We start from the raw sequence: 12,373 nt of genomic DNA, 5'->3' as shown, positions 1-12,373 counted from the left end.
TGGTTCAGGAAACTCTAATGATAAAGCCTCATGTAATGCTGCAAGGGGCTTTATCATTAGAGAACGGATCAAATAATGTTTATTTACTCCAACCCGGATTCTGCGTCAAATTACTGTTTAACACGATTGCCGCTGAAGGAATCGGGTATAGGTATTGTTTGTTGTTATCATCCCAGGTACGTTTCACCGCTTTAAACCATTCCAGATGATTGTCTGAAGTCATCGTCTGGAAGTTGGTGCTCTTGCCTCCAATGGCCACCTTGGCAACTCCTGCTGGAACAGTGATCGAAGGAGCAGATTTACTGCCTTCATAAAAGACAACATCAGGTGTACCGTTATGATCGATATCGATCAATTTATCCAGCGCTGGAATATAGATACCTGTCCAGGGTAAATTGGCCATTAGCGGTCCAAGCTTCCAGCGTTTCAAATCGTTGAAACGGAATCCTTCCAGTGCCAGTTCCACCTGTCTTTCCCGGCGGATTTCCAAAAGCACAGGATTGTTTACTTCAGGGAAGAATGTATTTTTTAGATAGCTATCAACTTTTGTCGGCAAGCTATTGATTCCACTACTTATCCCTGCTCTTGCTCGAAGTGCACCAATGGTTTTGGACCAGTCCGCATCGGTGAAGGTACCGAGTTCCTGTTTCGCTTCGGCATAATTTAGCAACACCTCCGCATAACGCATTAGCGGAACCGCATTCGTATTGTACCCGCCGTTGTCATAATATGAATCATCCAATGTATACTTAATCGGTTGATAACCTGTATAGGTGAAACTCGCAAAATTTGGAGGTGCCACCTGTCCATTACGCGAGTAACCCGGTGTGCGGATCAACTGTGCAAGCCGCAAGTCACGATTTTGACATTCCTCATAAAACTCCTCCGTCTGAAAGTTGGGTCTATCCGTATAAGGGGTACCATCAACATTCAAAAAGGTATTGATAAAGGGTCTTACCAAACTGAGTCGGGGGCCATAGGTAGCCGACGTCCACCACCAATTCGCATCATTCAACAGCGCAAGATCCTTGCTAAAGGTTACCGCCAGCATAACCTCTTTTGTCACAGGTGCATTGCTTGTAAACAGCATCCGCTGTGAGGTCTTGGGATCTGCAGAGATATTAAGTCCATAAGGGCCATTTTCCATTAAGATCTTTCCAGCATCTACTGCCATCTGAAAAAACACCTCCGGCTGTGTAGCAAGATTGAGTTTATGATATTTACGGAATGTACCCTCAAATAGTGCAATCCTTGTCTTTAGACCAAGTGCTGTCCATTTATTAACCGTACTGCCGTCGCCTCCCGTATTGGTGATATTGGTGTAGGCAAAGTCCAGATCTTCCATGATATGCTTCATGACCACCTCGCGCGAATCGCGTGGTGCCTTGAGGATGTCTGTTTCATCCACTGCCAGCGGATGATCTACCCAAGGCACATCGCCAAATCGCACCACTTTTTCATAATAAAACCAAGCTCTAAAAAAGCGGGCCAGGCCGATATAATTATTTTTTATGGCATCAGTCAATTTGGGACTGTTGCACTTGGCGATCAATTGATTGATATTGCGCAAGGTCGTCCATGACCAGCCCGAACTGATTTCCGCGCTATAAGCACCGCCGACCATAAAATCATTTAGGCTATTTACGGCAGAATAATCGGCCATTGCATCGCCCTTATAAGCGTCACTTCCCGAAGTGATATTCCGATAGAAGGAGTTACTGTAATTTTTCAATCCACTTTCACTACCAAAGATATCTTCTTCGGTAGCTCCTGCCTTTGGCAGCTCATTCAGTTCGCAAGAACTGAACAAAAGTGCAACAACAGGTATATAAAACAATCTTTTCATGTTGATATAAAACTATAAGCCAATAGATAAGTTAAAACTGATGCTCTTCATGATCGGATAATTAAATCCGTCACCGGACCCTGTTCCGATTTCAGGATCCGATTTGCCCAGGTTGCCGACATCAAGATCCTTCGTCTTTTTGTAAAGCGGCGACCAGGTCCATAGGTTTTCACCCGATAGGCCTGCACGAAGACTACTGATTTTTAATCGGTTTGTCACAGACTTAGGAAAGCTGTACCCGATCTGTAAGTTTTTCATCCGAATATAGGCCACATTTTGTAAGTATCTGGTTTGGGGGGTGGTTTTAATAGACTCGTTATAGCCGGCATAACGTGGAAAATAGCCATTCGGATTATCTGCTGTCCAGTAATTATTGAGGTGCCATTCCGGCAAATTGTTATAAGGTCTATTGTACTGTCCCCAGAAAATCGACTCATTGCTCGGATACCAATTTTGCTTGCCTACTCCTTGGAAAAATGAAGAAAAGTAGATCCCCTTCCAATCCAAATTGAGGTTAAAACTATAGATATACCTTGGATCGGCATTACCGATGACCGTTCTATCACCATGACTGTAGATTGTATTGTTTCCATAATCAATCACACCGTCGCCATTGAGATCTGTAAAACGAACATCCCCGGGATAGATTGTTCCATTGTTGGACGATTTGATCAGTTTTTGTTTTGCTGCTCCATCAATCTCCGCCTGATTCTGGAATAATCCCTGGGTTACATAACCCCAGATCTCACCAATCCGCTGTCCTTCGTAATAGGAACCGTCTTTGATTAAACCTTCCTTATTCTCATAACGGTCTATGTTGGATTTATAGTCTGCCAGCGTTCCGCGCACAGACCAGTTGAACGGACTGCCATTAAGATCAAATCGATCCTTATAAGTCAAGCTCAGTTCAAAACCTTTGGTTGTCATATCCGCATAGTTCCCTTTTGGTGACTCCGCTCCAAAAATATCCGGCAATGCGACACCAAGGGTATACATATTGAGGGTCTTGCGCTGATAGATATCTCCGGTAAGGGTCAATTTCCCATTTAACGAAGATAGATCAAGACCTAGATTGGCCGTACGCGCAGTTTCCCAAGTTAAGTTATCCGGAATAACTTTAGGCACCGAGGTATAGGAAGGTTTCTGACCATTTAGTACCCGGTCCATAATCTTGATTTCATAGATATCCAGATAGGAATAAGGATCCACATTACCATTACCAAGGGAACCATAGGAGGCCCTTAGCTTCAGGTCAGACAGCGCCTTTTTGTCCACCTGGAAGAAAGGTTCTTCCGATATACGCCAGCCTACGGATGCAGACGGGAACAATCCCCACCGTTGGTTGGTCGGGAATTTGGATGAACCATCGTACCGGCCATTGAATTCAAAAAGATAACGGTCTTTGAAGATGTAATTGGCCCGCATAAATACACCGACATTGCGGTATTTGTTATATCCCGCCGTTGCTGTAGTATTCTGCCCTACTGCCAAGTTGATATTTTCTACGTCGTCATTAAGCAGACCGGTCTTGGTGATATAGGTTGAATTATAAGTCCGTTGTTCATAATTATAACCGAGCAAACCTTTAAAGTAATGGTCACCTAGTGTACGTTCATATTCACTGTAAAGATTTCCGAACAAGTAACGGTAACGTTGGTCTACTTGATAAATATTATCATTCATGCTTGTTTCCAACCGCAGCATTTTTCCCTCCTGCGTGCTATAAGGGACAGGCACACGAACCCTTACCGAACTAAAATCACGATTTCTGAAAGTCAGATCCCCCTTTACACGAAAAGTATTGTTTAAAAACTTGGTTTCAAAAGACGTGGTATTGCGGAGATCCTGATTGGCTGTGTTGGTACCGTTTTTGCCGTAGATGAAATCCCCTACGGTGTAGGCTGCCGAGAAACTCATTGATCCGTCGGGATTAAAAATTGGTGAAGAAGGGTGCCCTTCATCGGCAATATTACGCCAGATATTACCACCTTCACCCGCTGTGGAAGGATCCCTGTATTTGGCGTAGTTAAAATCGATGTTATTGCTGATCCGCAACCAGTCTGTCACCTGAAGTCCGGCTTTTGCACGTGTATTATAGGTCTTATATTTATCGCTATTATAACGATACATGCCATTATAATCGTAAGCACGGCCAGAAATGTAGTAATCCATTTTTTCCGAATTACCGCTGATAGAGAGGTTATGATCCTGGACAAAGGTATTGTCCTTGATCAGCATGCCATAATAATCCTCATTACCATAGTAAACATAATTGCCCTTATCATCCACCGTGACCTGCTCCGTAATTCCCTGTTCTTTTCTCCTCTTAAATTCCTCCAGCCAATCTGTTGTAAAGATTTGTGTTTTGTTGAGCTTGCTCGGAATAGAGGAATAATTGTTCCAGGCATTATAGGCTGTAAAGAAATGCGAAGCATATTCGTAGCCATCCGTCACAAATTTGGGTAAAGCGATCGGTTTCTGAAAAGAACCACTGCCCGAATAGTTAATAGACGTTTTTCCAGACTTGGCACGTTTGGTTGTGACAAGTACAACCCCGAATGTTCCGCGGGAACCGTATATTGCAGATGAAGCAGCATCCTTGAGCGTCGTTACACTTTCGATATCATTAGGATTGATAGCGGAAAGGTCCCCTTCGACACCATCGATAAGAACAAGTGCACTTCCTCCCTGACCAATAGAAGTTGTACCACGGATATTGAAACTTGGCGCCCGATTAGGTTTACCATCTGCTGGGGTTACATTTAAGTTGGGAATTACCCCTTGAAGCATCTGACTTGCATTGCCCAGTACACGTCCCTCAAAAGCTTCTGAACCCACCTGGTCTACAGCACCAGTAAGATTCACTTTTTTCTGAGTCCCATAACCGACCACAACGACTTCTTCCAGCTCAGTGTCTTTGGATTCCATGTTGACATCGATCTGCCCACCTGTCACATTGACGATCTTTTCACTGTAGCCTATGGCCGTCAATTTGAGTTTTTGCCCTACACTGGCTTCGATCACAAACTGACCTGCACCATTTGTTGAAGTGTTTTTTTGGCTAGTTAAATTCGTGATAGTGACTCCGGACAAGAATGTTCCCTCTTTGCCTTTTACCACCCCTCTTACGGTAAACTGAACTGCAACATCTTGCGTTTCTTTAGCCAATTTGACATGATTACGCTCTACGTTAGCCCAAGTGGGATACGAGAGACTCAATGCCATACTGATTAGTAATGTCTTTTGCATTTTTAATCTGGTTTAGAATTTTGCACCAAAGTTGGCACTTTGACTTGGTTTATAATTTACCGTAATGTTAATAAATATTTAATTAATACCACCAATATCAACTGCTAAACAGATTATGCAAGGAATTATTTCATATAAATTTAGTTTTTGGTTAATACAAACAGAAAGAACTGCCCATTAGTAGCAGTTCTTTCTGTTTATATCCATGCCTTTTGGCCAGGAGATTAAACTCCTTTAATTTTCTTGAATAAAAGCTAGGATATCTTTGTTAATGGTTTCTGCTTCTGTAGTAGGCATTCCATGTGGGAATCCGGGATAAGTAATCAATGTACCGTTTTTTACCAGCTCCGCTGCTCTTCTACCTGTTATATCGATCGGCACGATCTGGTCATCCTCACCATGCAGGACGAGTACAGGAATTTCTACATTTTTCAGTTCCTCAGTGAAGTCGGTTTCAGAAAAAGCTTTGACACAATCATATTGAGCTTTTATGCCCCCCATCATCCCTTGTCGCCACCAGTTGTCCATTACACCTTGTTTCACATCCGCTCCGTCGCGATTATAGCCATAAAAAGCAAGGGTAAAGTCCTGAAAATATTGCTGCCTACGTGTGGCTGTATTCAATCTTATTTCGTCAAACACTTCCATGGGCACGCCATCGGGGTTAGTTGCGCTCTTAGCCATCGTAGGCGTAACTGCGCTGATCAACACAGCTTTTGAAACACGCGCTGTACCGTGATTGTTTAGATAACGAATCACTTCGCCTCCACCGGTTGAATGGCCAACATGAATAGTGTCTTTTAAATCCAATGCTTCTACCAACTGCGCAATATCTGAAGCATAGGTATCCATATCGTTCCCGTCCGCAGTCTGTGTCGAACGCCCGTGTCCACGGCGATCGTGCGCAACCACACGGTATCCTTTTTGAAGAAAATACATTAGTTGCGCATCCCAGTCATCACTAGATAAAGGCCAGCCGTGATGAAAAACGATCGGTTGGCCTGTACCCCAGTCCTTATAATAAATTTCTGTTCCGTCTTGAACTTTAAATGTTGCCATGATGAATAATTTTACTTTCTTATTTCTGTTATTTAATAATTGAATTGCAATCCGTCACTTGATACACTTAGCTTTCGCCCAACACGTGTACCAGATCTTCCGCTCCGCCGTCAAATTTCTGGCCATTGACAAAAAACGTTGGCGTCCCATTCACTCCACTCATCATACCACTTTCAAAATCTCCTTCCACACGGTCTAATAACGACTCATCTTTTAGAGCCGATCTGAATTTATCCATGTCTAAATCCAGCTTTTGGGCCATATCCAGGAGCCATTCGTCATTGAGGGCATTTTGATTTTCAAAGATAGCATCATGCATTTCCCAAAATTTACCCTGAAGTGAAGCTGCTTCCGCTGCCAGCGCCGCGGATTTGGCATAAGGGTGCATTTCTGACAACGGAAAATTGCGGAAGACAAACCGGATCTGACTTCCGAGTTCAGCCATCATTTCTTTTATGATAGGATGAGCTGTTCCACAATGTGGGCATTGATAGTCGCCATATTCAACAATGGTCAAATCGGCTTGACCATTACCTAGTATATGGTCAGCGCTGCTGACTTTTGGTTTTAATGACATAGTTAATTTGATTTGAGATTTTCCAACGCCTCGATAATACCGTCAGCTCCTGGATTAACAGCAGTAGGCGATAAATAACTCCACGCAATAACACCCTCCTTATCTATCACAAAAAGTGCGCGCTTGCACTCGCCTTCTTCTTCGTCGTAAACACCATATTTCTTGGCAACCTCACCTTTGCCTTCAAAATCAGCTAAGAGCGGGAAATGAAGCTTACGCGATTCTGCAAATGCCATATGACACCACTTGCTGTCAACGGAAATGCCCATGATTTCGGCATCATACTTCTTAAAATACTTAAGCATTTCATTGTACAGGGCCATCTGATCACTGCACACTGGACTCCAGTCTGCCGGATAAAATGCCAGTATCACATTACGTCCTTTAAATTCAGATAATTTAATTTTTTGATCCGGTGTTGCATACAAGGTAAAATCGGGTGCAACATCATTTTTTTGTAACATATCAACGTCTTTAGAATTTAACCATTTTTTGAGATACCAGTCTTGATAGTATTGGTATCACTCCTAAATAAAGCACGCTAAAGCAAAAATTGTTTTAAAGAAAAAAAAACACCTTATCCCCGATCTGGCTACAACATTCGTTGATCTGCCTACATCTGTCGTGCGGCGATTCACCACCTTTGTACTATTCTTTTATTTAAAAACAGAAACACATGAAATCACAAAAAGTATGGTTTGTCACCGGTGCCTCTAAGGGGTTAGGTCTCAATTTAGTTAAAGAGCTGCTTGCGCAAGATTACCTTGTCGTTGCCACATCGCGGACAAAAAAGGCGCTGGAAAATGAAATTGGTGAAGTGGAAAACTTTCTACCGCTAGAAGTAGACATTACGGATGACAAAGATGTTGCCCGCGCAGTACTTTCGGCCATTGATTATTTCGGAAGAATTGATGTGCTCGTCAATAATGCTGGCTATGGTCAGACCGGCGCACTTGAAGAACTGAGCGAATCAGAAACACGCCGCAACTTCGAGGTCAATGTTTTTGGATCACTTAATGTCATCCGTCACATTGCCCCCCATATGCGCGGTCAGCAATCGGGACACATTTTCAATATAGCCTCGATCGGCGGTCTGGTTGGTAATTACCCAGCCTTTGGTGTATACTGTTCCACGAAATTCGCAGTAGCTGGTTTTAGCGAAGCCCTAGCGACCGAAATGAAACCTTTTGGTGTACATACAACTGTAGTTTACCCAGGATACTTCAGAACCGACTTTCTATCCGAAGGCTCCCTACAAACCGCAGCCAATCCAATTGCTGCGTACATTACCGCCCGCGAAAGCGAAGCCACACACCAACACGAGATCAATGGAAATCAGGTTAACGATCCACAGAAAGCCGCAACACTATTGATCGAGGTGAGCAAACTGCAAGAACCTCCTGTCCATTTACTGATGGGCCAGGATGCTTATGAACTGGCAAAAAATAAAATCAACATGTTGACAGCGGAGATTGAAAAGTGGAAAAGCTATACCGTATCAACCGGTTTTGACAAATCGGCCGAATAAGACATCGCACTTTGTGTATAAAAAGGAAATTAGCTGCCAATAAAAATAGAAAATAAGTAAATTTACACCTATGGAGAATACATTTCGCTTTCATTCCTTGTCGGAATTTCACAGCTTTTGCGGTCTGCCCAAACCAGAGCATCCGTTAATCAGCTTAGTGGACTATAGTCAGGTACATTACCCTGTTAATGACAACAAATTGAATTGGATACAACATTTTTATTCGATCGGTTTAAAGCGAAATGTGAATGCCCGATTTAACTATGGTCAGCAGCACTATGACTTTGATTCGGGTATTCTTTCCTTTGTATCACCCTTACAATTTTTAAAGGTGGAAATTAATCAGGAAGTAGTGGCGCAACCCAGTGGATGGATCCTGTTGATCCATCCCGATTTCCTCTGGAACAGCGAATTGGCAAAACATATTCACCAGTATGATTTTTTCCAATATCAAGTCAATGAAGCGCTTTTTCTTTCCGACAAGGAAGAGTCCGTAATCGTCGATATTCTTCAGAATATAGAAAAGGAATATCAGTCTAATATCGATAAATTCAGCCGCGAACTCATTATCAAACAGATTGAGCGCTTGCTGATTTATGCCGAACGATTCTACGAACGGCAGTTTATTACCCGCAAACGATCGACACAGGAACTGGTCACTAAATTTGAGCAGTTGCTGACTGCACAGTTCAAACAGGATATGCTACAACAACATGGGGTTCCAACGGTTGGCTTTCTGGCACAACAGCTCAATCTATCGCCAAACTATCTTGGCAGCCTGCTCCGCATCTATACACAACAAAACACCCAGCAGCATATTCAGCACAAAATGATCGAGTATGCCAAATTGCGCTTGAGCACCAGCTCCCAGTCCATCAGTGAAATTGCCTATGAATTAGGTTTCGAGCATCCGCAGTCATTCAGCAAAGTCTTTAAAAAGAATACACAGCATAGTCCTCTGGAGTTTAGGCAATTTTTTCAATAAATTACTTCAATTTAATCTGCGTAATATCCCGCTACTCCAATGCCGATTGTCCAAAAGAATTTTGATTTTTCAAGATCCTCCAATAGCATATCCGCATTATCTTCGTATTCGCCATCGGCTTTGATTTCCTCAATCTCCTCCTGAACATCCTCTTCAGTAATCTGTCGCCAGACACCAACAGAGCTATTTAAAAATGTATAGCAGTATCCCGCTTCGGCATCATCAACCTCACCCTGGTTTTTATCCGTTAAGATCGTTACAAGTTCAGTCGCTTCCAGCTGAAATGGATTAACACCGTAGATACTGATCTCCGTTTTTTCCGGATTGGGTCCATTGATGCTTTCTATAAATTCCAATGTTCCCTGATCATTAAAATCAAGTCTCAATTCGAGTTCATCATAATAATATTGGTCGTCCAGCGCATCTGAAGGAGTACCAAGTACACTTTGAACTTCAGCACGGCCCGCACCGAGATTAACCGGACCAATACCTTCAATTTGAATCCCAACGAGTGGGACTAGTTCGATCTTTTTCATGTGTATTCAGTAATTTAAAACAGTGTACCTGCATGATTAACAATTTAAAACATGCTATCGTTTTATCTGAAGGAAATATACCTACAGCTTTATGGTGAAATAAATTAAATGATCCTATATCACCTTTTTATAAAAGGTAATATAGGAATTTAAACGAATAGGTAATACCTTTGGACCGACAAAATACCGTCTCACTATACAAATTAGATTTTGATGAAATCGAAAAAAGTAAATACCTGCGACCACTCCTGCCTTATGTGCCGTTATGTCTTACAAGACTGGCTCGGACAGATCGACCTTCATCGGAAGAATATCAAATTAAAAAAAGGTGAACAGTTTATCACCGAAGGGCAATCGGTTCAGGGTATTTATTTTGTCCAGTCTGGACTCGTCAAAGTTCATCGCAATCTCGGGGATAAAGAAACCATTGTACGATTTGCAAAAAAAGGAGATATCGTTGGCCATCGTGGGGTCAGTACCGAACAAACTGTGTACCCTATTTCTGCTACAACCCTGGAAGTGTCGCAGCTCTGCTTCGTCGAAATGCCGTTCTTCCTGTCCACACTACGCATAAATCCTGAGCTGAGTTACCGGTTGATGTTGTTTTTTGCCGACGAACTACATCTTTCTGAACAAAAGATGACCCGCCTGACACAGCTCGCTGTTAAAAATCGTCTTGCCTGGAGCCTATTGTTACTTCACCGTGTTTTCAGCGAGGAACATAAGGATGGATATATTGGGTTATCCCTAAGCAAAAAAGACTTAGCTTCCTACGTAGGCGCTACATACGAGACCGTATATCGCACACTGAGCGAACTTATCGAATTAGGAGCCATCATGATGGACAAAAAAGACATTTTTATTAAAAACCTCCAGCTTCTACAGGATCTATCAGAAGAAAACAATGGGGAGTTAAACTAGCTAGAAAAGCCAACGACTCCCCAAATCATATATTCCCTTAAAAATACATCACCTTAAAATTTATACCCTATACCGACTCCCAACCTCCATTTACCATCAGCAGCACTCGTTTTTGCGGTATAGAATGCTGGCAACTGAATGGCAATATGTCGGAATACAGCGGTTAAACCAAATCCCAGAGAGGGCGTGATCCAGGAGTTCTTTGGCTTCCCCGATTCAACCTGATCTTCTTTCAGCTTTAAGCTAGGCAATAAACCGACCAATAGGCAGCTCTTGGGTGCGAATGTATATTTCACCGCTGGCCCCGTACAATTGATGTAGGCACCATGGTCAGCATATCCTGCCACAACAATTCCTTCAAATAGACTGCCTTTTACTATTTTTTCCTGACCATACATCTGACTGCTAATCATTAACAGCAAACATACCGTCAACAGTTTTTTCATTTGATCCATAAAATTTAAGTTTGCGAAGCCGACACTTTTTCTTTTTGATGATACGTGTAATAAATGGCCATCCCAGTAAAGAGCAGTCCACCGACAATGTTCCCAGCCGTAACAATCAGCTGATTACACAGCCACCAGTCGGAAATCGTTACTTTTGCTCCAAACATCATTCCTGCGGGAATCACAAACATATTGACCACAGCATGCTCATAACCTAAAGCAAAGAATATAAAGATCGGAATACCCGCCGCCAATATCTTTCCAAGCGTAGACTTCGATGTCATGGACATCACCACACCCATACACACCATCCAATTACATAGAATGGCTTTGACAAAAGCCGAAAACAAACCCGAAGCACCATGGGCGCTGTATCCCAGTGTTTTCTTTTCACTGATTAGCATCAGACTATGTTCGATATTTCCAAGCTGGCTCAATTGACCAGTCTCCGTGCTCGCAGCCCAAAACAAAATCGCAAAGAGTACGCTACCCAGTAAATTACCTAGAAAAACCCAGAAAAGATTTGAGACCATCGCTTTAAAATTGATCTTTCCTTCAAACCACGCCAATGGTACCAAGGAAAAGCTTCCCGTCACCAGTTCGAGACCGAGGATGACAATAATCACAAATCCTACTGGAAAAACAAATGCACCAACTAAACCCAACCCGGTCTGGGAAGTAGCCAATTGGGCAAGAGTAACAGAAATTGCCAGTAAGGCACCTGACAGCGCTCCCCGTATCAAGAGGTCTTTGATCGGAAGCGAAGATTTGTAGATAGCGGTGTTCATCATCGCACTTGCTACCTCTTTGGGGCTGATATAATCCATCGTATTTTGTTTAATAAGATTTTCGATTAACTTTTTTTTACCTAAGCGGTCATTCCGATAAACACACTCCCGTTCTCCACCTTTACCGGATAGGTCTTTATTGCGCATTCGTCTCCCGAAAGACATTCACCTGTATCTAAGGCAAAGGTTTTTTTATGAAACGGACAAGCGACTTTAGGCGTGTCTCCCAAAGACCCCAGCATTCCGCGACTTAAAATCATCTGCCGCTTGTGCGGGCATTCATTCTGTGTAGCATACCACTCGTTGCGACGGGCGAAATAGAATAGTGCGACCTGCTCGTTGTTCAATTTAAGACAGACTCCACCGTTTTCAATGGCATCTTCTATCCGGCAAGCCTTCAGCCATTGCATGTCAATTTTCGTACTCATATGATTTCAT

General features: G+C 42.8%; 12 protein-coding genes. 3 read left to right on the top strand and 9 right to left on the bottom strand.

Annotation, left to right across the window (positions count from 1 at the left end; genetic code table 11):
* Nucleotides 1-79: 79 nt before the first annotated feature.
* The 5 genes from B3E00_RS05690 to B3E00_RS05670 form a co-directional block, all read right to left on the bottom strand.
* Nucleotides 80-1,846 carry a RagB/SusD family nutrient uptake outer membrane protein gene (locus tag B3E00_RS05690; RefSeq protein ID WP_293886693.1) on the bottom strand — a complete coding sequence of 589 codons (1,767 nt, stop codon included), beginning with the start codon at nt 1,844-1,846 and terminating at the stop codon, nt 80-82.
* Between the two features lie 12 nt (nt 1,847-1,858).
* Nucleotides 1,859-5,095 carry a SusC/RagA family TonB-linked outer membrane protein gene (locus B3E00_RS05685; protein WP_293886694.1) on the bottom strand — a complete coding sequence of 1,079 codons (3,237 nt, stop codon included), beginning with the start codon at nt 5,093-5,095 and terminating at the stop codon, nt 1,859-1,861.
* 234 nt (nt 5,096-5,329) lie between these two features.
* Nucleotides 5,330-6,154 (bottom strand): alpha/beta fold hydrolase, encoded by an 825-nt coding sequence (locus B3E00_RS05680; protein ID WP_293886695.1) that lies wholly within the window; start codon nt 6,152-6,154, stop codon nt 5,330-5,332.
* 67 nt (nt 6,155-6,221) lie between these two features.
* Complete coding sequence (locus tag B3E00_RS05675; RefSeq protein ID WP_209579015.1) at nt 6,222-6,731, bottom strand: DsbA family protein; 510 nt, start codon at nt 6,729-6,731, stop codon at nt 6,222-6,224.
* Nucleotides 6,732-6,733: 2 nt separating this feature from the next.
* Nucleotides 6,734-7,195 carry a redoxin domain-containing protein gene (locus B3E00_RS05670; RefSeq protein WP_293937605.1) on the bottom strand — a complete coding sequence of 154 codons (462 nt, stop codon included), beginning with the start codon at nt 7,193-7,195 and terminating at the stop codon, nt 6,734-6,736.
* A gap of 212 nt (nt 7,196-7,407) precedes the next feature.
* Between B3E00_RS05670 and B3E00_RS05665 the strand changes: the two genes are divergently transcribed.
* Nucleotides 7,408-8,259: an SDR family NAD(P)-dependent oxidoreductase gene (locus B3E00_RS05665; protein WP_293937602.1), complete on the top strand. Its 852-nt coding sequence runs from the start codon at nt 7,408-7,410 to the stop codon at nt 8,257-8,259.
* Between the two features lie 70 nt (nt 8,260-8,329).
* Nucleotides 8,330-9,244, top strand: a complete 915-nt coding sequence (locus tag B3E00_RS05660) for a helix-turn-helix domain-containing protein (RefSeq protein WP_293937599.1) — start codon at nt 8,330-8,332, stop codon at nt 9,242-9,244.
* Between the two features lie 11 nt (nt 9,245-9,255).
* Here B3E00_RS05660 and B3E00_RS05655 read toward each other — a convergent pair whose 3' ends face one another.
* Nucleotides 9,256-9,780 (bottom strand): hypothetical protein, encoded by a 525-nt coding sequence (locus B3E00_RS05655; RefSeq protein WP_293937596.1) that lies wholly within the window; start codon nt 9,778-9,780, stop codon nt 9,256-9,258.
* A 213-nt stretch (nt 9,781-9,993) separates the two neighbouring features.
* Between B3E00_RS05655 and B3E00_RS05650 the strand changes: the two genes are divergently transcribed.
* A complete protein-coding gene (locus B3E00_RS05650; RefSeq protein ID WP_293937593.1) occupies nt 9,994-10,701 on the top strand; it encodes a Crp/Fnr family transcriptional regulator in 708 nt (235 codons plus the stop codon).
* Nucleotides 10,702-10,754: 53 nt separating this feature from the next.
* Here the strand turns inward: B3E00_RS05650 and B3E00_RS05645 are convergent, their stop codons facing one another.
* Genes B3E00_RS05645 through nirD form a run of 3 tightly spaced genes read right to left on the bottom strand, consistent with a single transcriptional unit; the run spans nt 10,755 to nt 12,363 of the window.
* Entirely contained in the window at nt 10,755-11,156 is a 402-nt protein-coding gene (locus B3E00_RS05645) for a hypothetical protein (protein WP_293937591.1), read from the bottom strand.
* A 5-nt stretch (nt 11,157-11,161) separates the two neighbouring features.
* On the bottom strand, nt 11,162-11,974 hold the full coding sequence (locus B3E00_RS05640) for a formate/nitrite transporter family protein (protein ID WP_293937589.1): 813 nt from the start codon (nt 11,972-11,974) through the stop codon (nt 11,162-11,164).
* 41 nt (nt 11,975-12,015) lie between these two features.
* Nucleotides 12,016-12,363 (bottom strand): nitrite reductase small subunit NirD, encoded by a 348-nt coding sequence (gene nirD, locus B3E00_RS05635; RefSeq protein WP_293886709.1) that lies wholly within the window; start codon nt 12,361-12,363, stop codon nt 12,016-12,018.
* Nucleotides 12,364-12,373: the final 10 nt, after the last annotated feature.

The sequence above is a fragment of the Sphingobacterium sp. UBA5996 genome, from assembly GCF_002429765.1.
In the GTDB taxonomy this organism is placed as follows: Bacteria; Bacteroidota; Bacteroidia; order Sphingobacteriales; family Sphingobacteriaceae; genus Sphingobacterium.
This window is presented reverse-complemented; position numbering and strand designations above follow the sequence as displayed.